Raw genomic sequence first — 26,968 nt, forward strand, 5'->3', positions numbered from 1 at the left:
TTAGATATTTGGAATTTTAGATTTAAAAAAACAAGATTACTAACACTCACCTTTTTAGTTTAACATCTAGAAACCCCTAAACAATTAAACCTTTAAACAAATAAATTTTACAACTTACCTATTTAATTCTGATATACGTACACCTCGGTTGCTCCTTGTCCGTATTTTTGATAAGAAGCATCGTAATATTTCACCCGATAATTATTTAATAAATACTGAAGTTCTGTTTTTAACACACCATCACCCACACCATGTATCAACACTAGTTTTGATATTTTTTTTGAGATACAGTACTCTAGTTTTTGTTTTGCTATATCTAATTGAAGCGATAAAATATCAAAATTATCCATTCCTCTTGTTGATTTTACAAGCTTTTCGGCATGTAAATCAACTTCCATCACGATTTCATTTCTATCTTTTACAAAAAGGGATTTTTTAGACGTTTTTTTAGATTGAGTTTTCGCCTTTAACATCGGGTTGTTAATATCTGAATACTTACTTAATTCATTTTGATCAACTTCAATCTTTACCAATTCATTTTTAAAAAAACGGTACTCCATTCCATCAGCATCTTTAACAAAAACTTCTTCATTAGTAATTTTTGTTACGAATCCTCTAATATCAGCATCAATTACAGCTACTTTATTACCGATTTCTAAACACATCCTTAACCTTTATTTAATTAGCTAAAAGGACTTTAGCTTGTATTTTTGCACTAATTATTACACACTGCAAAAGAACTGCAAATAAATGATAAACACCAAAAATATCAATACAAAAGTTTTCTTTGAAGAGGCTAGAAAAGAAATGATGCTTACCGATGAGCGTAAAAATTTATTGCTTGCAATATCAGACGCTATCTTCGACGAATATCTTGACAGAGAAAAAATAAATTTAAACTTTATTTGCACTCACAACTCACGCAGAAGTCAGTTAGCGCAGGTGTGGAGTTTTTTTGCTATTGAATATTTTAACTTAAAAAATATATTCACTTACTCAGGAGGTACAGAAACCACTTCTTTTCATAGAAACACTGTAAAATGTTTACAAAAAACAGGTTTTATTTTTAAAGTGGTTGATTTTTCGCACCAAAACCCTAGATATTTAGTAACTTTTGAAGGAACTAAAAAATCTATTCTAGGCTTTTCTAAAGTTTTTGATCACCCTCAAAATAGCTATCCTTTTATAGCGATAACGACTTGCAACAGTGCCGACAAAGACTGTCCGTTTATTCCTGATGCTCTTGAGCGTTTTCATTTACCTTACAAAGACCCAAAAACTTCTGACAATACAGACCTAACCGAAGAAACTTACTTGCAGACAAGTAAACAAATTGCTGGTGAGCTGTATTTTATTTTTGAAGAAGTTAAAGACAGACTTCCTCAGTTATACCTCTAAATTTTTATCGTAAGGAATACTTTTTAAAATGTGATTGATTACATTTATACGAGCTGCTGTTTTTCTGTTCGCACGAATAACTTTCCAAGGAGAAATTGCTGTGTTCGTTTTAGAAAACATCGCTTTTTTGTATTCAGTATAATCATCCCATAACTCTTGCGCTTTTTCGTCAACAGGCGTCATTTTCCATTGTTTTAACGGGTCGTTTTTAATATCATTAAATCGTTTTGCTTGCTCTTTTTTGGTAATAGACATGTAAATTTTCACCAAACGAATACCTGATTCTAAAATCATACGCTCAAAATCATTTACTTGATTCATAAAGATTTGATATTCTTCTTGAGTACAAAACCCATTTACAGGTTCTACCACAGCTCTATTATACCAACTACGATCAAAAAATAATATTTCTCCTGCTTTTGGAAACTGCTCTACATAGCGTTGAAAATACCATTGTGTTTTTTGATCTTCATTAGGTTTCGGTAAAGCTACAATTCGCATGTGACGCGGATTAATACGTTCGGTAATTCTACGAATTGCCCCACCTTTTCCAGCTGCATCACGACCTTCAAAAATTACTATAATTCGTTCATTTTCTTTAATAGACCATGCTTGTAAACGAATTAATTCTACTTGTAATTTTTTCAGCTTTCGCTCATAATCAACATAACGAATTGACTTTTCTATATTAAAAGGTTTTGACAATAATGCTTTTAAACCTCTTGTACTGTTTAATTTATTTACGTCTCTTTGAGTTAATTTTCTCATTCTTAATCTAACTGTTTTACTGAACGATAATAACGCATTACTACATTAGGATCTGGCGTTAAAATGGTTTGCGCTTCCTCTTTTCCATCATAATTAAACTGAGTTAACACATGACGCATACACTCTACCCTTGCCTCTTTTTTATCATTTGTTTTAACAACAATCCAAGGGCTGTACGCAGTATGTGTTCTACTAAACATTTCATCTTTATAAAAAGTATACTCATCCCAAAGCTCTTGACCTCTTTTATCTACTGGACTAAATTTCCAACGCTTTAACGGATTATCATTTCTCGAATTAAATCTACGCAACTGTTCATCTTTTGAAATAGACAACCAAAACTTAATAACCACCACTCCATCTTCATACAACATGTGCTCAAACTCAGGAACTTGCACTAAAAAGTTTTTATACTGATTATCAGTACAAAATCCCATTACAGGCTCAACAACAGCTCTGTTATACCAACTTCTATCAAAAAAAACAATCTCTCCTGGATTTGGTAATTCTTTTATATATCGTTGAAAATACCACTGACCTTTTTCAACTTCAGTCGGTTTATTTAAGGCAACTAAACGCGTAGAACGAGGATTTAAGTGTTCCATAAATCTACGTATGCTTCCTCCTTTTCCTGCCGCATCTCTACCTTCAAAAATCACAGCCACTCTTTTATTCTTCTTCGCAATCCATTGCTGAAGTTTTACTAACTCAATTTGAAGTTTCTTTAACTCTTCTTCATAATCTAACTTCACTTGAACTTTCGCTATAGAAATTCCTTTTTTTCTAATCTTAGCTAAAAGTTCTTCGTTGGTAGAAACACTTTCAAAATCTTCAATAGTTAATACAGATTCTTTACTCATAAAACCACTAATTATTCTTCTTAATAATTTAACCTAGGTTGTGCTAAAATAATACGATATTTACAGCTATGAAAAAAAACATAGCACTTTTATTCATCTTATTTTCACTTACTATCTTCTCGCAACGAAAATACGCTAAAGAGTTCAGTTTCTTAAACGACAACGACTTATACACTTCAACTTACTATGACAGATACTATACAAACGGTGTATTTTTAACGTATCGTTATCTTAGTGAAAAACAATTTCAAAATATTGAAAAAAAAAGCTACGAAATTCAGCTTGGACACCACATGTATACACCTTTTAAGGCCATTGTTGAAACTGTAGAAGAACACGACCGACCTTTTGCTGGGTATCTCTACGGAAGCTTTGGCATTAATTATTTCTTCAAAAAAGAATCAATACTAAAAACATCTGTACAGGTTGGTAGTATTGGCTCTTCTGCTTTTAGTGAAGAACTGCAAGATTTTATCCATGATATTTACGGATTTAAAAAAGCTACTGGTTGGAAATATCAAATAAAAGACGCTTTTGCCCTTAACTTAAAAACAGAATACATTAAAAAACTAGCTAAAGACAACTTTTTTGATCTTAACTGGAAGAATACCGCCAGAATTGGCACTGTTTACACCGATTTATCAACCGGTTTGTACACTCGTATTGGCTTTAAACCTTTAGAAAGCATTTTAAATTCTATTGCTTTTAACGGGAATTTAAACAACCAAAACACCCAATTTCATAACAACGCGGAAGTTTTTTTATACATCAATCCTATGATTCGTTATGCAGCGTATGACGCAACCATAGAAGGAAGTTTTTTAGCTCATGGAAGCCCTGTTACTTTTGACATTCAACCTTTTGTATTCACTACCGAATTTGGAATACGTTTTACCAGCAACCGTTTTAATTTTGGATATGCTATGAATTATCACACCAAAAAACTGAAAAGCGCTCGAGTTCCAAAAGGGAATTTTTACGGAACTATTCAGTTAAATTATCAGTTTAACTAAGGTTAATATCTGGTTAAAAAAATAATTTTTATAATCATATAATTAAAATATATTTGTAAGTCTAATAAATAGAAAAACTATTCAATGAAATTTATCGTATCTAGCTCACAGTTATTAAAACAGCTACAAGTTTTAGGAGGAGTTATAAACAGCAATAACACATTACCAATTTTAGATAATTTTTTATTTGAACTATCTGAAAACGAATTAAAAGTATCTGCATCTGATCTTGAAACAACCATGTCTTCAGTTATTGATGTTGAAAGTACAGATACTGGAGCCATTGCTATTAACGCTCGTTTATTGTTAGATACTTTAAAAACATTTCCTGAGCAACCACTTACTTTTAAAGTAGAAAGCGATAGTACTATTGAAATTATTTCTGAGCAAGGTAAGTATGACATGGCTTATTTTAGTGGAGACGAATTCCCTAAAGCTGTGGAATTACCTTCACCAAGCAGTACTGAAATTCCATCACATATTTTAGCAACTGCTATTTCTAAAACTATTTTTGCGGCAGGAAATGATGATTTACGTCCTGTAATGAGCGGTGTATTTTTCCAGTTCAACTCTAAAGAATTAACATTTGTAGCTACAGATGCTCATAAATTAGTAAAATATACACGTACAGACATTACCGCTGAAAAATCAGCAGAATTCATTATGCCTAAAAAACCTTTAAACTTATTAAAAGGGATTTTAGGAGGTTCTGAAAATAATGTTACTATTGAATATAATGACACCAATGCTAAGTTCACTTTTGACAACGTAGTATTGATCTGTCGTTTAATTGACGGGAAATATCCTAATTACGAAGCTGTAATTCCAAAAGAGAATCCTAATAAATTAACAGTTGACAGAGCTTCTTTCTTAAACTCTGTTCGTCGTGTTTCTATTTTCTCTAGTAAAACAACACATCAAATTCGTTTAAAAATGGCAGGAACTGAGCTAAATATTTCTGCGGAAGATTTAGACTACTCAAACAAAGCTGATGAGCGTTTACATTGTGATTACCAAGGAGATGATATGCAAATCGGGTTTAACTCTCGTTTTTTAAGCGAAATGTTAAACAACTTAAACTCTAACGATGTTTTAATAGAAATGAGTTTACCTAATAGAGCAGGAATTTTAACTCCAATTGACGGTACTGAAGAAGGTGAACAAGTTACTATGTTAGTGATGCCGGTAATGTTAAACGGGTAGAAAAAACCAACTCACAATATTATAAAAGCCACAGTATCAACACCTGTGGCTTTTTTGTTTTTTATAACACCTTTCACTTTCAAAAACGATAAATAATTGTAAATTTACCTCTTTCAAACTTTATAAATAATAATGGGTAGAATTATTGCAATTGCAAATCAAAAAGGTGGCGTAGGTAAAACTACTACATCTGTAAACTTAGCTGCGGCTTTAGGTGTTTTAGAAAAAAAAGTATTATTAATTGATGCTGATCCCCAAGCAAATGCTACTTCTGGTTTAGGTATAGATGTTGAAAGTGTAGAAATTGGAACGTATCAAGTTTTAGAACATACAATTCCGGCAAAAGACACAATTTTAAAAACAGAATCTCCTAACGTCGATTTAATTCCTGCTCATATTGATTTAGTAGCTATTGAAATTGAATTAGTTGACAAGCAAGAGCGTGAATACATGCTTAAAAAAGCCTTAGAAGATATTAAAGATGATTACGATTATATTTTAATAGATTGTGCTCCTTCTTTAGGTTTAATTACCTTAAACTCACTTGTAGCGGCAGATTCTGTTGTAATTCCTATTCAGTGTGAATATTTTGCTTTAGAAGGTTTAGGTAAATTATTAAACACCATTAAAAGCGTTCAAAAAATTCACAATCCTGATTTAGAAATTGAAGGTTTGTTATTAACTATGTTCGATTCTCGTTTACGTTTGTCTAATCAAGTAGTTGATGAAGTTCGTAAACACTTCAGCTCTATGGTTTTTGAAACAATAGTCCACCGAAATACCCGTTTAAGTGAAGCACCTAGTTACGGAGAAAGTATAATTTCATACGATGCAACCTCTAAAGGTGCCGTAAATTACTTAAATTTGGCGAACGAAATTTTAACTAAAAACGCATAATAAAGATACATGGCAAAAGCAACGAAAAAACAAGCTTTAGGTAGAGGTTTATCCGCTTTATTAAAAGAAACTGCGGAAGTAAATTCAGCAGAAGATAAAAACGCAGATAAATTAGTTGGAAATATTATTGAAATCGACATCAACTCGATTGAAGTAAACCCATACCAACCTAGAACTTATTTTGATGAAGAAGCTTTGCGTGAATTAGCTAGTTCTATTAAAGAATTAGGGGTAATTCAACCTATTACTGTTCGTAAATTATCGAGCGATAAGTTCCAGTTAGTTTCAGGAGAGCGTCGTTTTAGAGCCTCTAAACTTATTGGAAATAAAACAGTTCCTGCATACATTCGTTTAGCCAACGATCAGGAAATGTTAGAAATGGCGTTGGTAGAAAACATCCAACGTAAAAACTTAGACCCTATTGAAGTTGCTCTTTCGTATCAACGTTTAATTGATGAAATTCAATTAACACAAGAAGAGTTGAGTACACGTGTAGGAAAAAAACGTTCAACAGTTACCAACTACTTACGTTTATTAAAGTTAGATCCGATTATTCAAACAGGAATGCGTGACGGATTTATTTCAATGGGTCATGGTCGTGCATTGATTAATGTTGATAGCACTACAGATCAGTTAAATATTTACGAAAAAATTGTTCGCGACAAACTATCTGTTCGTCAAACTGAAGAATTGGTTAAAAACTTAAAAGCGGGTACTGTTGCTAAAGCCGCTAAAAAGAAAGTTTTACCTAATTATATTTCTGATAGTGTAAAAGATATCAGCGATTATTTCGGGCATAAAATTGATGTAACTGTTAACAATCGTGGTAAAGGAAAAATATCTATTCCTTTTCACTCAGAAGAAGACTTTAACCGTATTAAAAACTTATTAAAGTAATTGAACATACGTGTAATCATATTCGCTTTTTTTAGTCTTTTTTTGTTTCAAAATACTTTTGCTCAAAAAGATTCTATTGCTGTAAGAGCTAAACAACTTCAGTTATCAAGCGACAAATACAACCCACTTTCTCCATCTAAAGCAGCATTTTATTCTGCTATTTTTCCAGGAGGTGGACAGATATACAATAAAAAATATTGGAAAGCTCCAATAGTTTGGGCTGCTATGGGTACAAGTGTCTATTTTTATTTAGACAATAGCGATCAATACGATCGATACAGAACAGCTTTTAAACTTAGAAGTCAAGGGTTATCTGATGAATTCAATGGTAAGGACGGAAATCCATTTATTTCAACAGCTGGATTAGAATCTGCTCAAAAAACCTTACGTAAAAACAGAGACTTATCATTATTAACTGGGGTACTTTTATACGTTTTGCAAATTGTAGAAGCCAGTGTAAACGCACACTTATTACAATTTGATACCGATGACAGCTTATCTGTAAGACCTGTAATAACTCCAGACCCCTTATTTATTGAAGCGCCAAAAGTTGGTTTAACACTAAAATATTCTTTTTAAAATGAAAATAGCCTTACTTGGTTATGGTAGAATGGGTAAAGAAATCGAAAAGATTGCTTTACAGAGAGGACACGAGATCGTTATTAAATCTACAGGAGAAAACACTTATGATATTAACGAAGCTGATGTAGCTATTGATTTTAGTGTACCTGCTTCTGCTTATAGCAATATCAGCAACTGTATTAACAATAACATCCCTGTAGTTTCAGGAACTACTGGCTGGTTAGATAAATACAATGAAATTGTTGATTTATGCAACGAAAAAGGTGGTGCTTTTATCTATGCTTCAAACTTTAGTTTAGGAGTGAATGTTTTTTTTGAGTTAAATAAGCAACTGGCTAAGATGATGAGTACGCTTGAGCAATACAATATTGCTATCGAAGAAATTCATCACACACAAAAATTAGACGCTCCAAGTGGTACTGCTATTACTTTAGCTGAAGGAATTATTGAAAACACCAATAAAAAAGCTTGGGAGTTAGACGAAAAAACTTCCGAAGAAAATATTCCTATTACAGCTGTTAGAACTCCAGATGTACCAGGTACTCACACTGTAACTTATAGTTCTGAAGTAGATACAATTGACATAAAACACACAGCACACAACCGACAAGGTTTTGCTTTAGGAGCCGTTATTGCCGCTGAATGGTTACATAACAAAACAGGTATTTACACCATGAGAGATGTGTTAAACTTAGGTTAATACCGTAACAATAAGCAGCTAAAAAGCACAAATAAGCTTAGAATTACATTCCTGAAAAGGAAAACAAAATATACAGATTATGACATTTACTGAATGGTTTTTATTCTTCTTATTCATACAAGTTGTTCATTTTTTAGGTACTTGGAAGCTATACACACGAGCTGGTAAAAAAGCTTGGGAGGCTGCTGTACCTGTATACAACGCCATAGTACTAATGCAAATTATTAATCGCCCTAAATGGTGGGTGATTTTATTATTCGTTCCTATTGTAAACCTACTTATGTTTCCAATAGTATGGATTGAAACTTGTAGAAGTTTTGGCTTCAACAAAAAACCAGATACTATTTTAGCTGTTCTTACTTTAGGCTTATATATTTATTACATCAATTATTTTACAGATGCAAAATACATTGAAAACAGAAGCTTAAAACCAAGGTCTCCTTTAGGTGAATGGATAAGTTCTATTGCTTTCGCTATTATAGCCGCTACTTTAGTGCATACTTATTTTATGCAGCCATACACTATTCCTACTTCTTCGTTAGAAAAAACATTGTTAGTAGGTGATTATTTATTTGTTAGCAAGTTTCATTACGGTGCTCGCGTACCTATGACTACTGTTGCTGCACCAATGGCACATGATACCATTCCTGTATTAGGAACAAAATCATTTTTATCTGACGATAAAAACAAAGATGGTTTATTAAACAAACTATCATTACCATACATGCGTTTGCCTGGTTTCCAAAAAATTAAGCGTAACGATATTGTTGTTTTCAGCTGGCCTTCAGACTCGCTAGCTACGATGTGGGGAGACAACTCAGGTAATTTTACCTATAAACCAATTGACAAACGTACAAACTATGTAAAACGTGCTGTAGGAATTCCTGGTGATAGCCTAGAAGTACGTGATGGATATGTTTTTATCAATGGAGAAAGAACTGTATTACCCGACAGAGCTAAACCGCAATGGCATTTTATAGTTGACACCAACGGAGAAAAATTTAGTCAAGGAGCTCTTTCTAGATACAATATTAGAGAAGGAGGAACAACCAACGATGGCAAGTATTATCTAAATTTAACAGATGACGAAGCTGCTTTGGTTGCCAAAAACCCTATTGTTAAAAGCATTGAAAAATACTTAACGCCTAAAGGATTTTATGATGAATCTGTTTTTCCTCATGATCCAAGATATGCTTGGTCTTCTGATAATTTTGGTCCTATCTACATTCCTAAAAAAGGAGTTACCGTAGAGCTAAATGCTAAAACAATTCCGTTTTACGAGCAAATCATCCGAAGATACGAAAACAACAACCTTACTTTTATAGGTGACAATGTGTATATCAACGGAAAAAAAGCTAAAAACTACACTTTTAAACAAGATTATTACTGGATGATGGGTGACAACCGTCAACGTTCTTTAGATGCGAGAAACTGGGGTTATGTACCTTTTGACCATGTAGTAGGAAAACCTGTAATGATTTGGTTAAGTTGGGATGCTAATGCTCCTAATTTTGTTGCAAAACTAAACTCTATTCGTTGGGATAGAATGTTTACAACTGTTGGAGGTAGTGGTAAACCTGTATCTTATTTATGGTTAGTACTACTATTAATTGGAGGTTACACTGTATATAGTTTTAGAAAAAGTAAAAAGAAGAAAGCGTAATGTCACTTTTTATTCCTACTTACTTCGCTCCTATTTCTCAGTACGCAGCGATATACCAAGCAGAATCAGTTACTTTTGAATTAGAAGACAATTATCAAAAGCAAACCTATCGTAATCGATGTTATATTTATGGAGCTAATGGTAAATTGGCTTTAAATATTCCTGTAAAACACAATGCAACTGAAGGGAGAAAAAAGACTAAAGATACTTTAGTAGAAAATGATTTTCCGTGGCAACAACAACACTATAAATCGTTACAATCTGCATATCGTTCTTCTCCTTTTTTTGAATTTTTTGAAGAAGATTTATTAAAAATCTTCAATAAAAAATATACGTTTTTACAAGACTTAAACATCGATACCCATCTATTTGTAACAGATGCTTTACAAATGGAGCAAAACTTTGCTAAAACATCGAGTTATGAGTTAACTCCGAACAGCACAGATTATAGAGATTTAGCCATTGCAAAAAAAGGTATCGAAATAGAAATGGATACCTACATTCAAATTTTTGATGACAAACACGGGTTTATTCCTGATTTATCCATTTTAGATTTACTTTTTATGGAAGGGCCAAATACGATTAGCTTTTTAGAAAAAATTGATGTAGATTTGAGATAATCTCAACATTTACATCTTCGTATGGACTTTTTTAAAGAATTTGCACTTAGTTTCCATCCTTTATCAGAAGATGGTTTAGAAAGAATTTTCAACCTTTTAACAATTAAAAAATTCCCTAAAAACTACGAGTTAGTATCATTAAATCAGACACCTGTGAATGCATACATTTTAAAAACTGGTGTTATACGTTCTTATAGTGTTGAAAAAAACAAAGAACATACCAAAACTATATACACTCCTATTAGTACTTCTGGTAATTTAGGAGCTCTTATAAAAAATGAACCTTCAACATTAATTTACGAGTGTTTAACCGATTGTGAAGTCTTAGAATTTAACTATAAAGATTTTTACAACCTATCGTTGCAATACCATGAAATATCAATTTTTCATTACAAGATATTGCAAAATGTTTATATAAGAGAAGAAGGAAAAATTCTAGAACTACAAATGCTAGATGCCACTCAGAGATACAAAAAACTACAAGAAAATTACCCTGGTATAGATAATTTAATTAATCAATACCATATTGCTTCTTATTTGAATATTACTCCAGTACAGTTGAGTAGAATCAGAAAAAATTCCATTTATTAACATATGTTAATGCTCAAAATTTAAAACCGTCATACATTTGTAGTGTAATTAACAAGTTACAACCCCTTAAAATATAACAGACCTAATACCCCTTAAAATTAGGTCTGTTTTTCGCATCCTTACTTTATTTTTTTTTCAGTATATTAGTTTTCTTATTATCAGCATATAACTTGTTAATTATGAATGATGATGTTAAGAATTTTCTTAATTCGTATATAAAATTACCTGATCACCTAATAACTACTTTTGAGTCATTAGTTACCTATACAGAGCTAGAACCTAATGAAATATTTACAAAAGTGGGTGAACATCCTAGTAATTTTTTTATCGTAAAAACAGGAATCATGCGTTCCTATTTATTAAATGATAATGGTATGGAAACAACTCGTGCTTTTTTTACTTCGGGTGATATTACTGGGGCTAATTCTGCAATGATGCAAAAAATTCCGTCTGAAGTAAATTACCAAGCTTTAACAAAGGTAACAGGGTATAAAGGTAATTTTCATGAATTGATAAAACTTACTTTAAAGCATCATGAATTTAGTTTGTTTTATATTAAAACATTAGAAAGTGCCTACGTAAAAGCAGAAGACATACTTTTAAAAATTTCTAGCCTTACTGCTACAGAAAGATATTTAGCCTTGAAAGAAAGAATTCCGAATATAGATGACTTGATTACACAAAGATATATTGCATCTTTTTTAAACATTTCACCTGTACAGCTTAGTAGAATTAAGAAAAAACTTATTGTTAATAAACTTTCTTAACATTTGTTAACAATCGTATTGTTAATTTTCCCTATATTTGACACAGAGACAAATTCCCCCTTATTATTTGTTTCGTTCCCCCTTAATAAAAGGCTTACCTCTTGTGTGTGTAAGTCTTTTTTTCTTTTATAAACAGTTTTAATTCAACAATATAAACCTGTTACTCACCTTAGCTAACAAACAAAAAATCGTAAATTATTTCACGTACCTTTTTACAAGATCATTAATTTGGTCTGAAATAGACATTTTCACCACTACAAATCCGTAAACAGCTATAATAATGATACTCTTTAGCAATATGTTTACTATCGGGTGAATAGGGAAGTCTAAAACAGAAAACTCAGGCACTGAGAAGTTCCAAAAGTTAAACCCTAAAAACATAATTAAAATGACTATGATCATTAAAAATGTTTTACTTGTAAATGGCATCATGTTAAACTTCTCTTTAACAAACCACAATTTAAACGTGTTAAATACTACAACTGTAATTAAAGTAGCCAAAGCCAATCCTTCAGTTCCCATGCCTAAACCATTATAAAAATAATCGTTTAAAAAGTACACCGATAACGCCATTCCTACTCCTACTGGTAATGTAATACGATAAAATTTAGAATTACTTATAATTGCTCCGTTGCTTCCTAAAGACATTAAAAATAACTTAGCTGATGATATTAATAATACCACCAAAGCACCGCCTTCAGCATAATTTTTATTAGGCATAAGTCTAAACAACTCTTCTACATTACAGTTTACTAACACATAAAACAAACCACCTATTAACAAAAGATTAATCGAACTTTTCTTATATAAGTTTTCTGTCTCAACAGGATTATTTTCATTAAGTGCCTTAGAAGTTAAAGGCTGTAATATTTGTCCCATTGCCCTACTTGGTGCTTCAATAAAAGAACCTATAAAAACGGCAACGGTATAATAAGCTGCTTTTTCAAAGCCCTCCTTACCTGGAATCATTACTTTGTCAATATCTAAAATAATTGCTCCTGCACTTCCTGCTAAGATGATATAAAAAGTGTAGCGTAATACTTCTTTTATGTTATCCGGTAACGAAAAAGAAAATGTTGGTGTGTACAAACGAAATGCGTAAATCATCATTAAAAAAGTTCTTAAAACATATGCTAGCGACATATAAATAAGAAACTCTTCTTTGGTTATGAATTGAAAAAACACTGCAAATAGCATTACCATTACAGCAACCCTGTTATATAGTTCTTTTAAAACGTTTCCGAAGACAGATTGCATTTGCACTCTAGCCCATGAGTAAAACACTTCAAAATAAGCTGTACAAACCGCTATTATGTATATATAAATCGTATAGCTTTCAATAACTAGGTTTTCTTTTGAATTACTTTTAGCAACATAATGCATAATCCAATTATGAAAGTAATCCCAAAAATATCCTATGGGAATAGCGATTAAAAGCGGCAGAAATATTACAGAGCTTAAAAATTTATCTTGCTCTGATTTTGAAGTATAACTTGAAAAAAACTTGATAATCGTAAAATGAACACCAAAGGCTGTAATCGGCATGATTAAGTTAGACGCCGAAAACACGTAGGTTGCTAACCCGTAGTATTCATCGCCTAAAAAACGAGTATATAAAACTACGGTATTGATACCTCCAATTAAAAACCCTAAATAGATTATTAACGTGTTTTTGAACGATTGTTTAAATACGATTCCCAAAGTATTATTGAATTAGTTTTTTTATTGATTGATATATCTTCTCTCCCACATTATTTCCGTAGAGTTCCTCTGTAAAACTTTTATCCAAAGTTAAGAACTGATTAAAATCGTTTACCAATGTTTCAGTATTTGTACCTGAGATCGTGGCATATCTATTTTCTTCAAGCTCTTTCCATTCGGTTTCTTCACGAGCAATTACACAAAACTTTTTATTGAAGAAAGCCTCTTTTTGTAATCCTCCACTATCTGTAATTACCATGCTACAATTTTTCAATAATTCTAACATTGAAAAATAACCCACAGGATCAATAAATGTGATGTTTGGCTGTAAATGATACTTCTCCAACATTTTTTTTGTTCTAGGATGCAAAGGAAGTATCACTTGTTTTGTTTTGTTAATTTCTTCTAAAGCTGAAAAAACATTCGTTAGTTTTTCTTTGTCATCTGTATTCTCTTGTCGATGAATTGTCGCTAGTACGAATTCGTTTTTAGCTAATTTTAAATCACTTATAATGGTAGATTTTTCTTTGGAAACTTTGCTGTAAAACTCTACAGCATCTTTCATAATATCACCGTGTTTTTCTACTAGGATATCAAATCCGTCAAAACCTTCGTTTTTTAAATTTGATACAGCAATTTCTGTTGGGCAACTTAACAAGTTTGCTATTCTATCTGTTAAAATTCGGTTTACTTCTTCAGGCATTTGCATGTTAAAAGAACGTAAACCGGCTTCAATATGCACTACTTTAACCTGTAGTTTTTTAGCTGCCAAAGCTCCCGCTAATGTAGAGTTTGTATCGCCATATACAACCACAGCATCTGGTTTTTCTATCAATAAAATCTCTTCAATTTTCTCTAACATTTGCCCAGTCATCGCTCCGTGATTCAATCCGTTGATGTTTAGATTGTATTTCGGTTTCGGAATTTGCATTTCTTCAAAAAAAACAGCGCTCATATTAGCATCAAAATGCTGGCCTGTGTGCACTATTATTTCTTCAACTTCCTTATGTTTTTGAATCACTCTACTTAACACAGCTCCTTTTACAAACTGCGGACGAGCACCTAATATGGTTACTATTTTTTTCAAGAATTAACGACTTGTTTAAGTATGATAGACAATTGTTCAGTCAATTTTTTTCGATGGTATTGTGTTATATCTTTAGAAGCCACTTGCAGATTCCCTTTTTTATAATCTACATACAGCTGCATGATTTCTTTCTTCATTTTAGCTTTACCGTCAAAATCAACGATGGTTCCTGCATTGGTTTTAGTTAAAATTTCGGCTAAATCACCATCTTCAGGACCAACTGCTAAGATAGGACGTTTTGCTTGTAAATATTCAAAAATTTTGCCTGTTATAATTCCTTTTGCACTCGGAACTTTATTTACCGCCAACAACAAAATTTGCGATGATTTTTGATGCTTTTGCACTTCACTATGCGGTACATAAGCTATTTTAGTAACGTTTTTGAATTGATACTTAGCTAACTCCTCTTCTACCTCATTCGCTATGTTACCTATCAACTTTATTTCTAAATCTTCTGAAAATTCAGCATTTTCTTTAGATAATTCTGACAATGCCTCCCAAACTATTTTCGGATTCCTATCAGCATTCATCAAACCTATATGTGTAGTTGAAAATTTCTCATCAAGCTTCACTTCCATTTCTTTTTGCTCTTCAGAATCATAGCCATTAGTGATAACGTGAATATTGTTTGAAAATTTTTCGTAATTCTTTTTCATGGTTTCACCCACTACTAAAGTTACATCAGCATTTATAAGCACCTCTTGCTCTAATTGATGATGTTTTGCTTTGGATTTTTGGGTTAATGGTAATTGATGAAAATAATCTATATCTGTCCAAGGATCACGGAAATCTGCAATCCATTTTACCCCCAATTCTCTTTTCAATTGTAATCCTATCAAATGTAAAGTATGTGGAGGACCTGTCGTAATAATTGCATCAATTTTATTTTCTTCTAAGTACTTTTTTAGTTTTTTCACAGAAGGTTTTATCCAAAACTTACGAGCATCAGGAATAAAATAATTCGCTCGAACATACTGCATGACTTTCCCAAAAAAACTAGGATTTGGATCTAAAAATCCTGCACTGGTTTTCGCTCCTTTTTTCTTAAAAACTGAAAATAAATTGTTAGGCTCCCATATTGGATTCTTTATTACTTCAATTCCTTCTGGAATGTCTAACTCTAAAGAAGCATCTATAATTGGATAGTTTGCTTCGTCTACTGTGAAAATTACAGGTTCAATATTAAAATCTCGTAAGTATTTCACAAATTTTAACCAACGTTGCACTCCCGATCCGCCTGCTGGCACCCAATAATATGTTATGATTAGTACTTTCAAATTATAAGCTATTGTACAAATTCACCAATCCTTTCGAAGTTTTATCCCATGTAAATTCATTTCGGATAAAAGCTTCTCCGTTTTCTCCTAATTCATTTCTCAACAACTCATCTTTGTATAACCTAAATACTTTATCGGTAAAATCCTCTACATTTTTTGCTTCATGTACCAATCCTGCATTTACTTTTTCTACTATGTTTTTTTGAGCTGTTACATCACTTACCAATAAAGGTTTTCTCAAACTCATGTATTGAAATAATTTATTAGCATGTGTTGTATCGTGATGTAAATTTCTGTGTAAAGGAGACAAACAAACATCACTTTGTTTTATGTATTTAGGAAATGTAGTTTCTTCCTGCCATCCTTCAAAACTCACTTGTTCTTCAACATTTAATTCTTCAGATAACTTTTTTAATTCTGCATTAACACTTCCTACAATTACTAATTGAATATTATCTATTTCCTTTTTTAACGCTGGTAAACTTTTAATTGCCGTAGCTAAACCTCTTCTCTCTCCTGTATCTCCTATGTACAGTAGATTAAAAGTATCTCTTTCAGAGTTTTCTTCAAAATTGTCTTGTTCACCAAAAAATGATTTTCTAACCGTATTAGGAACAACTACAACTTTATCAGGGTTTATTTTAGTCCTCTTGCATACTTCTTCTTTTGCTTCTTCAGTAACAACAATTACGTTATCAACTTTTTTTACAAGCTCCTCTTCTTTTTGTTGCCACTTTTTTGGAGATATTAATACATTCTGCGGAAACTTTTTTAAATGAGGGTAAAACTTCATTATTTGAGGTCTGTTCTCATGCAAATCTAACACTACAGGAAGTTTCTTTTTTTTACAAGCGTTCAAAACCGCTTCTGCAACAACCATATCGTGTATATGGACTGCTTCAATAGAAAATTCATCAAGAAAATGAGTAATCTTTTTCTTCATTAGAATAGAATATAGCGGAATAGTATACGCCAAAGCTGATAATTTATATTCTAAAGTATTTGACTTATACCTTTTAACTTGAATTCCATCTATTACTTCTTCTAAAGGCTGATTCGAGTACGTTAGACAAAATAAAAAAACCTCATGCCCTGATTTGATTAATTCAATAGCTTCGTTATGCACTCTTGGATCAGGAGGGAATGTTTTGTCTAAAATCATTCCTATTCTCATTTCAAACTCTTTTTTTCAGCAAAAACAGCGTAATATCTAGGCGTATATTTTCGTAAGATAGGTCTCACTCCCAATTTATTAATAGGACTTGTCCATTTTTGTGTATCTATAATATTCCAACCAGATTTTTCTAGTAACCAATCATATTGCCAATCTTCAAACTCGTGGTAATGCCTATCCCACATATCTGTTTTACTTCTATAAGCACTCGTAAACCACAACTTTAAAGGAACGGTGGTAATAATTTTTGTTGCTTCTATTTCTCTTAACACATTAAAAGGAGCTAACAAATGTTCAAAAATTTCAAAAGCCGTTACAGCATCTACTTTATATTCCTTTACCACTTGTGGCAACACATCTAAATCTTCTCCATTAGTATTGTATACTGTATATCCGTTTTCTTCCATGATTTCAGAAAAAGGATTACGAACTCCCAAATCTAATATTGTTGCCGGAGCAGGAAGATGTTTTTGTAAAAACTCAAGTGTATGATTGTATCTCTTTTTTGGTAATGTAGAATACATGAAATTTATTTTAAAAACAAATGTATTATTATTTTACCATTCTAAGCAATAGAAGTAAAAATACGTTGTAACAGTAATTAAAAACATAAAAGCGAAGGGTAATTCCTTCGCTTCTAACTTTTTAATTTTCCATAGCAATCCGTACAGTTATTGTATGTACTTTTTACTACAGCAAACATATTGTTGTTTTAGATATAAAAAAAACACTATACACCCTATTTTATAAAAAGCATAACTAAAAAATCTTATATTTGGTTTTCTAACCTATGCTTTTTATAGAAAGTATATGTTTTATTGATTTGTATAAAATGACCAGACTTTTAATTGCTATATTTATTATTCTTTTTTTCAGCACAAACAGTGCTTCTCAAACAAAAAGTTTAGATTCATTTTTCCTTGATAAAATCAATTATTATAAAAACACTAATAGTGATAGTTTATTTTTTTACTGTGAAAAACTAGAAAAATCTAACAACATCTGTAAAAGTCTTGAGGGCTCTACTGGTAAGTCTTATGGTTTTTACCGAAAAAAAGACTACGATAAAGCTGAAAGTATATCCCTCAGAGTTATCGAACAAGTTGACTCTATATTAAATCACAAAAATCTAACTTGTCTTTTAGACAGAAAAATAGCCGCTTTAAATAGGCTTTTTTGGATTAAAAAAAATCAAGAAAAATATCAAGAGGCCTTTGCTATTCTTATACAAAAAGAAGATATAATAGTAAACCACCCTATTAAAGATGATGTCAACTTTAGTAATATACTCGGCTTGACTCTTAGCAAAGCCGTTATAAAAAACAAGCTTGATATGCAGAGCAAAGCCAAAAGTATTTTGCTTCAGTCATTATCAGAGGCTAAAAACCCTATTTTGAAAAATGTTCAAAAAGAAGAATTTTTTCTTCACTGGAAGGCTAACTCATACAATTGTCTTGGCAACACTTATGTTTCGCTAAATAATCAGCACCCAAATAAAACTTTTCTAGACTCTGCAAATTACTATTACGACAAAGCTTATGAAGTAGCTAAGATGTTTAATCCTCCTCATAAAGACTCTGAAATTATTTACAGTTTTAGAAAAACCGAGGTGTTAATGAAGCAAAATAAATATCAAAAAGCTATTGACCTTATCAATAACTATAAAAATATTAATAACGGTTATAATTACCTTCATAGAGAATATTTTCAAAAAGCTATTTGTTTCCACAACTTAAACAGTTCTGACTCGGCTGTTTATTACTCAAATAAACTTTTAAAAAACCATAAAAAATGTGAAACAAGTAAATTAATCACTATTTACGATATTCTTTCAAAGGAGTATAACAACTTAAATAAATTAGACAGTGCTTTTAAGTACTCTACACTCACTTTAGAGCAATATAATTTGGCTAGAAATAACAAAGACAAAACTTTTAACTTATTCTACAACAACAACTTCAACAAAGCTCAACTACTTAATCAGGAAATCAAAGAAAAAGAAGCTAGCAAACAAAAAAAGCTCACTATTTCATTTGTTGTTTTATTAATAACCTTCTTTATTATTACTTATTATTTATTAAAAAAAGAAAAAAAGAAAAAGAAAGAACTTATTTTAATGATAAATAACGACAAGCCCGTAGAGACTGAAAAAAAAGAGTACAATATTGACGAAGAACTAGAAAATAAGATTTTAAATGAGTTTAAAAATGCAACAAAAAACCTAGACTTTTTAAGACCTGATTTTTCTATTAACTATATTGCTGACAAACTAGAAACCAACAATACGTACGTTTCTTTTGTCTTTAACAAATACCATGACGAATCGTTTAAGCAATACTGTATTAAGCTTAAGATTAATTATGTAGTAGAAAAACTAAAGAATGACAAGACTTTTAGAAAATACTCTGTTCAAGCCATTGCTGATGAAATAGGCTACACCAATGCCTCTGCTTTTACAAGAGCTTTTAAAAAGCATATTGGTGTAACTCCATCTGCATTTTTAAAAACTCTTGACGATTAATTAAAGCTATTTTCTTTTGCCTGATACGACAAACCAACCAATAGGTACAAGAACTAACAACCCATAACAGATTAACGAGAATAAACTTCCTGTTTTTATAACTGTTGGCTCGTATTTAAACATTACAGTGTGTTTTCCTACAGGAATCTCCATACCTCTTAACACGTAATTTACTCTGTAATACGGAACGATTTCACCATCTATATATGCATTCCATCCATCTTTATAATATATTTCAGAAAATACTGCAAACTGTTCTGAACTTGTGTTTGTTTCGTATACCAGTTCTGTAAGGTCTTTCTTCACTAAATTGATAGTTGCTGTAGTATCTTTTTGATATGTATCTACCCCGCTAAAATCAAACTCCTTAGTATTGATTACAGCTTCCGTTTTTGTTTTCAAACTATCTAAGGCAATGATTTCCTCGTTGGCTGAAGTTACCTTTTCTAATGAATTTACAAACCAAGCACTTCCATTTACTTCTGGGTTTTCTTGAAATTGCTCCTCATTCACAATAAAATACTTGGTATTCAACATATTCAACACCTCCATATTATTTCTTGCAATCTGATAATCGAACAACTCTTGGTAACGTTTCATTTTTGCTGCATGATATCCTCCTATTGAGTTATGGAAATATGAAGTTCTTCCATCTTGTAACGGACTCCCAGCAAAATTTGCTACACGATAATCACTTTTGTCTTTTAATATTTCAATATCTGCTTTAGTCTCAATAAATGGTTTTTCTACTCTTCTTGCCGATATGAAATCTTCTTTATTTACATAATTAATATCTATCGACACCAAATCAAATAAAATCAATCCTCCCAAAACAAGCAATACTGGAACCTGCTGCAACTTTCCTTTTAAATAAAACCACAACACTCCTCCACTCATTAAAACAAGTAGCAACGAACGCAAACTATCGTTGAACAACATCGATTTTCTATCGGCTATTATAGCATCAATCAATTCTGGGAGTTGTTGGTAATTCGCATCACGCAATCCTTCAAAAGCAAATAAACTTGATCCGAACAATAGGAATACTAACGAGATTCCCCCTACTATATAAAAAGCTTTTTTTACGGCGTTTTCTTTTTCTTCGGAAGAATTCTCTGACGAGAAAAATTCTTTCAATGCTAAAATCCCTAACAACGGAACGCACAACTCTGCAATTACTTGAATAGATGATACCGCTCTAAACTTGTTGTACAACGGAACATAGTCAATAAAAAAGTTTGTAACTGCTGGAAAATTCTTTCCCCAGCTCAATACTATTGAAAATACGGTGGCTGCTACCAACCAATATTTTAAACGTCCTTTTACTAAGAAAATCCCTAAGAAAAATAGGAAAAAGACAATTGCGCCTATATACGCAGGTGCTTCTACAATGGGTTGTTTTCCCCAATAAGTTAATGCTTGACTCGAATAATCTTTTGCTACACTTCTACCTGCATTTTGCTCTAAAACTTGATAAAAACTGGAATCTTCTCCTAACTCTTCAACAGTTCCTCCTCCTGTAAATCGAGGAATTAATAAGTTGAATGTTTCAGCAATTCCGTAACTGTATTCAGTAATGTATTCTTTATCTAACCCGGAAGACTTTTCTTTTGGACTTCCGTCAGGATTGATAGTTAATTCTGACTTTCCTCTCGTACTGTAATCAGCATATTCTTTCATCGCCATCAACCTAGTTGAATTCGCTCCGATACCGATTAACATCGCCGCTACTAAAATTGCTGATTGTTTAAAAAACACTGATAATGTTCTCGATTTAAAAGCTTCAATAAATTCAACAATAGCTAAAATCAACAAACAAAACCCTAAATAATACGTCATTTGTGGGTGATTAGAATATATTTCTAAAGCCATAGCTAAAGCTGTGAGTACAAACCCGAGTAAATATCGCTTTCTAAAAACATAAATAACCCCTGCAATAACCATTGGCATATATCCTATGGCATGTGCTTTTGCATTATGTCCTGCTCCAAAAATAATAATCAAGTAGGTAGAAAAACCAAAGGACAAGCTTCCTAAAATGGCAAGTTTCCAATCAACTTTTAAAGCAGTTAATAATATGAAAAAACTTAAAAAATATAAGAAAAGATAATCGGCAGGTCGCGGTAAAAAACGAAAAGCCTTATCAATATATCGCACAAAATCATTCGGATAATAAGCACTTACCTGATAAGCTGGCATTCCACTAAAAGCATTATCTAACCAGTATGGTTCTTCTCCTTTTTCTGCTCTGTATTCATTAACACTTTTCGACATTCCTATAAACTGAGTTATGTCGCTTTGTTTTATTTGTTTTCCGCTTAAAACCGGATTAAAATACAACACCGATGCTATTGCAAAGACAATAATTGCAATTGCAAACGGTAAAATTTTCTTTAAGTTCATGTTAGTCTATTTCTTCATAGTCAACGTATTCGCCAACCGAATTATTACTTTGCTTTGTAGTATTTGGCTTTTTATCAATAACAGTTTTTCCTACTTCAACATCAGATGCTTGTTCTCGGTTTCTAAACTGTTGTTCTGCTTTCTTTTGTACTTTATCTACCGCTTTTTTTATAAGGTAAGGTGCAAATAATCTCGCCAAAAACTTTATAGCGTAATAAACTAACAGAATAATTAATATGGTCTTTAAAAAATTCACAGGTCCAGCTTCATTTATATATGTCATCTTTTTCTAAAAAATAAAAAAATCAATCAAAAATAACAATTTGAAGCAAAAGGAAGCGTTAAGACTTTACAAAACTTATATTATATAGGTAATTGTATTTTTACGTATGTTTGTAAAACCTGAAAATCTGGACTTATTATATGATTAAGAAACTCCTTTTGTTTTTTGTATTTTTCTCAGTATTAACTGCAAACGCGCAATACACCCCTGTTATAAATTCAAATAGACCAGGTTTTTCTGAGAGCCCTTACAGCGTTGGATCAGGTGTATATCAGTTTGAATCGAGTATTTTTTATAGAAAAATTAATGCTACTCCTACTTTTAGCAATCCAGAAGCCTTAGGATTGAACTTATTTTTTAGAACCAGTTTTATTTCTGAAAAATTAGAAGTAAATTTAAATACTTCTTTACAAAGAGACAAAATAGCTTTTAAAAACATCTTTGAATCATCATACAACAAAACAGGTCTAAGTCAATTTAGTTTGGGTGCTAAATACCTTATTTATGCTCCGAAGTATGATGATAAAAGTAAAGAAATAAGAAGCTGGAAAGCTCGCCATTCTTTTGACTGGAAACGTTGGATACCTCATATTGGTATTTCAGCGGGAGTAAACATTGGTAGTTTTTTAACTGACTACCACAAAAGAGATGGTTTTAGTCCGAAAGTAGGACTTTTATTACAAAATGAGTTTTCAGACAAGTTAAACGTAATTACCAACCTTCATTACGATTACATTGGAACAGACTTTTCACAGCTTTCTTACATCGTAACAGGAACATATAATTTTAATGATTATTGGTCTGGTTTCGCAGAAATACAAGGTATTTTTGAAGAATATGAAAAGAAAACTAATATAGGTGCTGGTGCAGCCTATTTATTTAGCGAAAATTTACAATTTAACGCCTCACTAAGAGCCAATATGCAACAAGATGAAATTGGTCTTTACACTTCAGTAGGTGTTTCTTATAGACTTAATAGACACCAAGATAAATTTGTTGAAATAGATGAATTTGGAAATAAAATAGAAGAAGGTAAACAAGTTAAGTACGATGAAGACAGAAGCTTCTTTGGTCGATTATTCAGTAAGACAGGAAAATTATTTTCAAAGAAACGAGAGCAAAAAGTTGATTTAGATATTTCTAAAACTGATGGCGATGCCTTAAATCAAAAACCAAGAAGAGAACGTCAAGGATCCTTAGTAGATGTTATTGCGAAAGAAGATAAAAAACTAAAGAAGAAAACTGCGAAAGAAGAAAAGAAAGCCGCTAAAAAGGCACAAAAAAAGGCTAAAAAAGAAGCAAAACGAAAAGAAAAAGAACGTTTAAAGCTTGAAAAGCAGATTAAAAAAGAGGAAGAAAAAGAAGCGAAGCAAAAAGAGAAAGAACGCTTGAAACTTGAAAAAGAAATTAAAAAGCTAGAAGAAGAGATCAAAAAAGAAGAACAAAAAGAGAAAGAAGATCAAGAGAAAGATGACAATTAAAAATCTTACATTTGACTTATGATTCAAATTAAAGAAATAACAACCAAAAAGGAAATGAAACAATTTGTTAAATTTCCTTTTTCTCTTTATAAAGACAATAAATATTGGGTTCCGCCTATCATTAATGATGAAGTTGAAAGTTTTAACAAGGATAAAAACCCTGTTTTTGAGCATGCGGACGCTCGTTTTTTCTTAGCTTACAAAAACGATGAAATTGTTGGTAGAGTTGTAGCTATTATCAATACTTATGAAACTACACAGCAAAACATAAAAAAAATGCGTTTTGGTTGGTTTGATGTAATTGATGATATAAAAGTAACTAAAGCTCTATTAGATAAAGTTGCTGAAATAGGTAAAGAAAATGGATTAGAATACATCGAAGGTCCTGTTGGTTTTAACAATCTAGACAAAACTGGTGTTCTTGTTGAAGGTTTTGATCATATAGGTACCATGATTACTTGGTACAATCATCCTTACTATGCTAAACACCTAGAACAACTAGGATTTAAAAAAGAAAAAGAATACATAGAAAGCATCTTTTCTTTTAAAAATGTAGACATTAATAAATACGGAAAAGCAAGTACTATTATTCAAAAGAGGTATAATTTAACTCCTTTAAACTTTACTTCTACCGATAAAATAATGCCTTATGTTGATGAAATGTTTGAATTGTTTAGTAAAACATATTCAAAACTATCAACTTATGTCCCTATATCAAAAGCTCAAATAGACTATTTTAAAAAGAAATACATCAGTTTCATCAACCCTGAATACATAAAATTTGTTGTTGATGAAAACCACAAGCTTGTTGCTTTTGCTATTGTAATGCCTTCTTTTTCTAAAGCTTTACAAAAGGCGAATGGTAAACTATTTCCTTTTGGTCTTTTCCATTTATTAAATGCTAGAAAAAATTCAAAAGATGTTACCTTTTATCTAATTGGCGTAGATCCAGAATACCAAAACAAAGGAGTAACTGCTGTTATTTTTGAGCAGTTTCACTCTGCTTTTTTAGCCAAAGGAATTGAAAACTGTATTAGAACTCCTGAATTAGAAGATAACCATGCTATTCATCAAATTTGGAAAGCTTTTGATCCTAAAATTCATAAACGTAGAAGAACCTATAAACTCGATTTATAATGCAACTATTTTACAATCCTGATTTAGGACCTACTTCAAAAGAAATTATTTTTGATAAAGACGAAAGTCGTCACATCATTAGAGTTTTACGTAAAAAGGAAGGAGACGTATTACATATCACCAACGGAAAAGGTTTTTTATTTTCTGCGGAAATTATATTAGGGAATGATAAAAAATGCATTGCCTCAATTATTAAATCAGAAGAAAAACCACGTACTAGGGATTATTATTTACACGTAGCCATAGCTCCTACAAAAAACAACGACCGTTTTGAATGGTTTTTAGAAAAAGCTACTGAAATTGGCATTGATGAAATCACGCCAATTATCTGTGAAAACTCAGAAAGAAAAGTTGTAAAAACAGAACGATTTTTAAGAATTGTACAAGCTGCTATGAAACAGTCTTTGCAATTCACTTTGCCTAAACTAAACGAGCCTATAAAATTTTCTGAGTTTATCACTCAAAACTTTACTAGCGAAACGTTTATCGCACATTGTGAAGAAAATATTGAGAAAAAACTTTTAAAGAACATAGCCACACCAAACGCTTCTTATACAATCCTTATCGGGCCGGAAGGCGATTTTTCATTAAAAGAAATTCAACAATCTTTATCTAAAAATTTTGAACCTATTTCATTAGGAGAAAATAGATTACGAACAGAAACAGCAGGTTTAAACGTAGTTCAAAGCATTTCATACCTCCATCAATAATTCATTTTTTGTATATTTAACTTTTTGTTAAAAATATAGGCTGTGACAATAGAATATCTATTTAATCTCTTTTTATTAATAAGTGCCTTACATGGCTTTGCCTTTAGTATTGTATTATTCTCTTCTAAAAATGGTAGAGAAAAAAGTATGGTATACTTAAACTTATTAATCTTAGCTATTTCTATAAACAACCTTCAATCTTGGGCTTTAGAAAAAGGCTTACTTCAAAATAAATTTGCTTTAGAGTACATGCAATTTTCTTGGCATTTTTTAGCTATGCCTTTTTTATACATGTTTTTAGTTCATTATTTAGATTTACCTCAAAAATCTTTTAATGTTTTAAAATTCGCTGTTCCTGCATTTATCCTTATGGTAATTGCTCAAATAAGTTTTGTTGTGTACTACAGTGACTCTGCTTCACAAGAAAGATTAGACTATATTTATGAAAGGTACTCATCTCTTGAAGAGTTTTTTAGTATGCTTACCTCTTTGAGCTTTTTCATATATTCAATGTACATTTTGTATAAAAAGGAAAACTTATTCCCTAAAATATTATCTTTTGATAATCTTAAATGGCTCTACTCCTTCTTTATTCTTTCTTCAGTAGGTTATTTGCTTTGGATTCTTGCCCTTGTTGTGAAAATAAGTCTAAACTTTAGTGATTTCTTATTTTCTTATTATCCTTTAAGAGTATTCACTACTGTTTTAATCTACTGGTTAGGTTACCAAGGTTTTAAACAGATTAGAATTTTAAAAGAAAGAGAAAATATTAGAAAATCTCTTTTGATTGATTTAAACGGAAATTTTAGTGTAGACACCATAAAAGTAGACACTGAAAAAAGTCCTTCTCAAAGTCAAGCTGAACGACATAAAGAGCAATTTCAAGAAATTGATGATTTTATTAAATCAAAAAAGAAATATTTATCTACGAAATACACGCTTCAAGATTTAGCGAAAGATACCGAATTAAGTTCTAGTACACTTTCTTTAATTATTAATAACATTGCCAAAAAATCTTTTACTGATTACTTAAATGAAATGAGAATTGATTTGGCAAAAACATTACTACTTGATCCTGAATATTCAGATTACACCATAACCTCTATTGGTTTAGAATCTGGTTTTAACTCTAAATCTACCTTTTATACTGTTTTTAAAAAGCATACCGGAAACACTCCTGTAGAATTTAAAAAACTAGCATTAACTCCTATTAACGGGTAAAATTCTACTTTCTT

At 31.5% G+C, this 26,968-nt stretch carries 26 protein-coding genes; 16 read left to right on the top strand and 10 right to left on the bottom strand.

Annotated features, from left to right (window positions below; genetic code table 11):
- Positions 1-122 precede the first annotated feature (122 nt).
- Positions 123-665: a Smr/MutS family protein gene (locus tag ACR9ES_RS03525; protein ID WP_299001170.1), complete on the bottom strand. Its 543-nt coding sequence runs from the start codon at positions 663-665 to the stop codon at positions 123-125.
- Between the two features lie 85 nt (positions 666-750).
- On the opposite strand from ACR9ES_RS03525, the gene ACR9ES_RS03530 reads away from it, so the two are divergent.
- Positions 751-1,398 carry a hypothetical protein gene (locus ACR9ES_RS03530; protein ID WP_435255118.1) on the top strand — a complete coding sequence of 216 codons (648 nt, stop codon included), beginning with the start codon at positions 751-753 and terminating at the stop codon, positions 1,396-1,398.
- Here ACR9ES_RS03530 and ppk2 (ACR9ES_RS03535) read toward each other — a convergent pair.
- Both ppk2 (ACR9ES_RS03535) and ppk2 (ACR9ES_RS03540) read right to left on the bottom strand, forming a co-directional pair.
- On the bottom strand, positions 1,387-2,166 hold the full coding sequence (gene ppk2, locus ACR9ES_RS03535) for a polyphosphate kinase 2 (RefSeq protein WP_435255119.1): 780 nt from the start codon (positions 2,164-2,166) through the stop codon (positions 1,387-1,389). The two genes, ACR9ES_RS03530 and ppk2 (ACR9ES_RS03535), sit on opposite strands and share 12 nt — an antisense overlap.
- 2 nt (positions 2,167-2,168) lie before the next feature.
- Positions 2,169-3,026: a polyphosphate kinase 2 gene (gene ppk2 / locus ACR9ES_RS03540; protein WP_435255120.1), complete on the bottom strand. Its 858-nt coding sequence runs from the start codon at positions 3,024-3,026 to the stop codon at positions 2,169-2,171.
- Positions 3,027-3,094: 68 nt separating this feature from the next.
- On the opposite strand from ppk2 (ACR9ES_RS03540), the gene ACR9ES_RS03545 reads away from it, so the two are divergent.
- The 10 genes from ACR9ES_RS03545 to ACR9ES_RS03590 all read left to right on the top strand — a co-directional run bounded on the left by ACR9ES_RS03545 (position 3,095) and on the right by ACR9ES_RS03590 (position 11,959).
- A complete protein-coding gene (locus tag ACR9ES_RS03545; protein WP_435255121.1) occupies positions 3,095-4,039 on the top strand; it encodes a lipid A deacylase LpxR family protein in 945 nt (314 codons plus the stop codon).
- 84 nt (positions 4,040-4,123) lie between these two features.
- Positions 4,124-5,242 (top strand): DNA polymerase III subunit beta, encoded by a 1,119-nt coding sequence (gene dnaN / locus ACR9ES_RS03550; RefSeq protein ID WP_274635033.1) that lies wholly within the window; start codon positions 4,124-4,126, stop codon positions 5,240-5,242.
- A 132-nt stretch (positions 5,243-5,374) separates the two neighbouring features.
- Complete coding sequence (locus ACR9ES_RS03555; protein WP_435255122.1) at positions 5,375-6,139, top strand: ParA family protein; 765 nt, start codon at positions 5,375-5,377, stop codon at positions 6,137-6,139.
- A gap of 9 nt (positions 6,140-6,148) precedes the next feature.
- Positions 6,149-7,036 carry a ParB/RepB/Spo0J family partition protein gene (locus ACR9ES_RS03560; protein ID WP_435255123.1) on the top strand — a complete coding sequence of 296 codons (888 nt, stop codon included), beginning with the start codon at positions 6,149-6,151 and terminating at the stop codon, positions 7,034-7,036.
- Positions 7,037-7,615 carry a DUF5683 domain-containing protein gene (locus ACR9ES_RS03565; protein WP_435255124.1) on the top strand — a complete coding sequence of 193 codons (579 nt, stop codon included), beginning with the start codon at positions 7,037-7,039 and terminating at the stop codon, positions 7,613-7,615. It begins immediately after the preceding gene.
- Between the two features lies 1 nt (position 7,616).
- Positions 7,617-8,318, top strand: coding sequence for a 4-hydroxy-tetrahydrodipicolinate reductase (gene dapB, locus ACR9ES_RS03570; protein ID WP_435255125.1), 702 nt, complete (start codon positions 7,617-7,619; stop codon positions 8,316-8,318).
- A gap of 79 nt (positions 8,319-8,397) precedes the next feature.
- Positions 8,398-9,981: a signal peptidase I gene (gene lepB / locus ACR9ES_RS03575; RefSeq protein WP_435255126.1), complete on the top strand. Its 1,584-nt coding sequence runs from the start codon at positions 8,398-8,400 to the stop codon at positions 9,979-9,981.
- Positions 9,981-10,601 carry a WbqC family protein gene (locus ACR9ES_RS03580; protein ID WP_435255127.1) on the top strand — a complete coding sequence of 207 codons (621 nt, stop codon included), beginning with the start codon at positions 9,981-9,983 and terminating at the stop codon, positions 10,599-10,601. The genes lepB and ACR9ES_RS03580 overlap by 1 nt, the downstream gene beginning before the upstream one ends.
- A 21-nt stretch (positions 10,602-10,622) precedes the next feature.
- A complete protein-coding gene (locus tag ACR9ES_RS03585) occupies positions 10,623-11,192 on the top strand; it encodes a Crp/Fnr family transcriptional regulator (RefSeq protein ID WP_435255128.1) in 570 nt (189 codons plus the stop codon).
- Positions 11,193-11,371: 179 nt separating this feature from the next.
- Entirely contained in the window at positions 11,372-11,959 is a 588-nt protein-coding gene (locus ACR9ES_RS03590; protein ID WP_435255129.1) for a Crp/Fnr family transcriptional regulator, read from the top strand.
- A 195-nt stretch (positions 11,960-12,154) separates the two neighbouring features.
- On the opposite strand, the gene ACR9ES_RS03595 is transcribed toward ACR9ES_RS03590, so the two are convergent.
- From ACR9ES_RS03595 to ACR9ES_RS03615, 5 genes are read right to left on the bottom strand one after another with little or no spacing between them, the layout of a single operon-like run.
- Entirely contained in the window at positions 12,155-13,660 is a 1,506-nt protein-coding gene (locus ACR9ES_RS03595) for a lipopolysaccharide biosynthesis protein (protein WP_435255130.1), read from the bottom strand.
- A gap of 4 nt (positions 13,661-13,664) precedes the next feature.
- Positions 13,665-14,747 (bottom strand): non-hydrolyzing UDP-N-acetylglucosamine 2-epimerase, encoded by a 1,083-nt coding sequence (wecB, locus tag ACR9ES_RS03600; protein ID WP_435255131.1) that lies wholly within the window; start codon positions 14,745-14,747, stop codon positions 13,665-13,667.
- Positions 14,744-16,024, bottom strand: coding sequence for a glycosyltransferase family 4 protein (locus ACR9ES_RS03605; protein ID WP_435255132.1), 1,281 nt, complete (start codon positions 16,022-16,024; stop codon positions 14,744-14,746). The genes wecB and ACR9ES_RS03605 overlap by 4 nt, the downstream gene beginning before the upstream one ends.
- A gap of 1 nt (position 16,025) precedes the next feature.
- Positions 16,026-17,198, bottom strand: a complete 1,173-nt coding sequence (locus ACR9ES_RS03610) for a glycosyltransferase family 4 protein (RefSeq protein ID WP_435255133.1) — start codon at positions 17,196-17,198, stop codon at positions 16,026-16,028.
- Complete coding sequence (locus ACR9ES_RS03615; protein ID WP_435255134.1) at positions 17,195-17,722, bottom strand: methyltransferase; 528 nt, start codon at positions 17,720-17,722, stop codon at positions 17,195-17,197. Before ACR9ES_RS03615 ends, ACR9ES_RS03610 begins: the two co-directional genes overlap by 4 nt.
- 308 nt (positions 17,723-18,030) lie before the next feature.
- On the opposite strand from ACR9ES_RS03615, the gene ACR9ES_RS03620 reads away from it, so the two are divergent.
- Positions 18,031-19,719: a helix-turn-helix domain-containing protein gene (locus ACR9ES_RS03620; protein ID WP_435255135.1), complete on the top strand. Its 1,689-nt coding sequence runs from the start codon at positions 18,031-18,033 to the stop codon at positions 19,717-19,719.
- Positions 19,720-19,725: 6 nt separating this feature from the next.
- Here the strand turns inward: ACR9ES_RS03620 and ACR9ES_RS03625 are convergent, their stop codons facing one another.
- Positions 19,726-22,122, bottom strand: a complete 2,397-nt coding sequence (locus ACR9ES_RS03625; RefSeq protein WP_435255136.1) for a YfhO family protein — start codon at positions 22,120-22,122, stop codon at positions 19,726-19,728.
- A 1-nt stretch (position 22,123) separates the two neighbouring features.
- On the bottom strand, positions 22,124-22,405 hold the full coding sequence (locus ACR9ES_RS03630; RefSeq protein ID WP_435255137.1) for a DUF4834 family protein: 282 nt from the start codon (positions 22,403-22,405) through the stop codon (positions 22,124-22,126).
- Between the two features lie 140 nt (positions 22,406-22,545).
- Here ACR9ES_RS03630 and ACR9ES_RS03635 point away from each other — a divergent pair, with 140 nt between their 5' ends.
- The 4 genes from ACR9ES_RS03635 to ACR9ES_RS03650 are packed head-to-tail and all read left to right on the top strand — an operon-like array spanning position 22,546 to position 26,954.
- Positions 22,546-23,886 (top strand): transporter, encoded by a 1,341-nt coding sequence (locus tag ACR9ES_RS03635; protein ID WP_435255138.1) that lies wholly within the window; start codon positions 22,546-22,548, stop codon positions 23,884-23,886.
- A gap of 18 nt (positions 23,887-23,904) precedes the next feature.
- Positions 23,905-25,023: a GTP cyclohydrolase gene (locus ACR9ES_RS03640; RefSeq protein WP_435255139.1), complete on the top strand. Its 1,119-nt coding sequence runs from the start codon at positions 23,905-23,907 to the stop codon at positions 25,021-25,023.
- Positions 25,023-25,733, top strand: coding sequence for a 16S rRNA (uracil(1498)-N(3))-methyltransferase (locus tag ACR9ES_RS03645; RefSeq protein ID WP_435255140.1), 711 nt, complete (start codon positions 25,023-25,025; stop codon positions 25,731-25,733). Before ACR9ES_RS03640 ends, ACR9ES_RS03645 begins: the two co-directional genes overlap by 1 nt.
- 42 nt (positions 25,734-25,775) lie before the next feature.
- On the top strand, positions 25,776-26,954 hold the full coding sequence (locus tag ACR9ES_RS03650) for a helix-turn-helix domain-containing protein (protein ID WP_435255141.1): 1,179 nt from the start codon (positions 25,776-25,778) through the stop codon (positions 26,952-26,954).
- The last annotated feature ends 14 nt before the right edge of the window (positions 26,955-26,968 follow it).

It is taken from the genome of Tenacibaculum sp. A30, from assembly GCF_051200845.1.
Lineage (GTDB): Bacteria > Bacteroidota > Bacteroidia > Flavobacteriales > Flavobacteriaceae > Polaribacter.

Coding starts and splice junctions, on each gene's coding strand:
- ACR9ES_RS03640 (WP_435255139.1), top strand. CDS start 23,905: ATGATTCAAATTAAAGAAATAACAACCAAAAAGGAAATGAAACAATTT.
- ACR9ES_RS03615 (WP_435255134.1), bottom strand. CDS start 17,722: ATGTATTCTACATTACCAAAAAAGAGATACAATCATACACTTGAGTTT.
- ACR9ES_RS03625 (WP_435255136.1), bottom strand. CDS start 22,122: ATGAACTTAAAGAAAATTTTACCGTTTGCAATTGCAATTATTGTCTTT.
- lepB (WP_435255126.1), top strand. CDS start 8,398: ATGACATTTACTGAATGGTTTTTATTCTTCTTATTCATACAAGTTGTT.
- ACR9ES_RS03645 (WP_435255140.1), top strand. CDS start 25,023: ATGCAACTATTTTACAATCCTGATTTAGGACCTACTTCAAAAGAAATT.
- ACR9ES_RS03580 (WP_435255127.1), top strand. CDS start 9,981: ATGTCACTTTTTATTCCTACTTACTTCGCTCCTATTTCTCAGTACGCA.
- ppk2 (WP_435255120.1), bottom strand. CDS start 3,026: ATGAGTAAAGAATCTGTATTAACTATTGAAGATTTTGAAAGTGTTTCT.
- ACR9ES_RS03590 (WP_435255129.1), top strand. CDS start 11,372: ATGAATGATGATGTTAAGAATTTTCTTAATTCGTATATAAAATTACCT.
- ACR9ES_RS03530 (WP_435255118.1), top strand. CDS start 751: ATGATAAACACCAAAAATATCAATACAAAAGTTTTCTTTGAAGAGGCT.
- ACR9ES_RS03560 (WP_435255123.1), top strand. CDS start 6,149: ATGGCAAAAGCAACGAAAAAACAAGCTTTAGGTAGAGGTTTATCCGCT.
- ppk2 (WP_435255119.1), bottom strand. CDS start 2,166: ATGAGAAAATTAACTCAAAGAGACGTAAATAAATTAAACAGTACAAGA.
- ACR9ES_RS03585 (WP_435255128.1), top strand. CDS start 10,623: ATGGACTTTTTTAAAGAATTTGCACTTAGTTTCCATCCTTTATCAGAA.
- ACR9ES_RS03630 (WP_435255137.1), bottom strand. CDS start 22,405: ATGACATATATAAATGAAGCTGGACCTGTGAATTTTTTAAAGACCATA.
- ACR9ES_RS03555 (WP_435255122.1), top strand. CDS start 5,375: ATGGGTAGAATTATTGCAATTGCAAATCAAAAAGGTGGCGTAGGTAAA.
- dapB (WP_435255125.1), top strand. CDS start 7,617: ATGAAAATAGCCTTACTTGGTTATGGTAGAATGGGTAAAGAAATCGAA.
- ACR9ES_RS03525 (WP_299001170.1), bottom strand. CDS start 665: ATGTGTTTAGAAATCGGTAATAAAGTAGCTGTAATTGATGCTGATATT.
- ACR9ES_RS03610 (WP_435255133.1), bottom strand. CDS start 17,198: ATGAGAATAGGAATGATTTTAGACAAAACATTCCCTCCTGATCCAAGA.
- ACR9ES_RS03620 (WP_435255135.1), top strand. CDS start 18,031: ATGACCAGACTTTTAATTGCTATATTTATTATTCTTTTTTTCAGCACA.
- ACR9ES_RS03545 (WP_435255121.1), top strand. CDS start 3,095: ATGAAAAAAAACATAGCACTTTTATTCATCTTATTTTCACTTACTATC.
- ACR9ES_RS03635 (WP_435255138.1), top strand. CDS start 22,546: ATGATTAAGAAACTCCTTTTGTTTTTTGTATTTTTCTCAGTATTAACT.
- dnaN (WP_274635033.1), top strand. CDS start 4,124: ATGAAATTTATCGTATCTAGCTCACAGTTATTAAAACAGCTACAAGTT.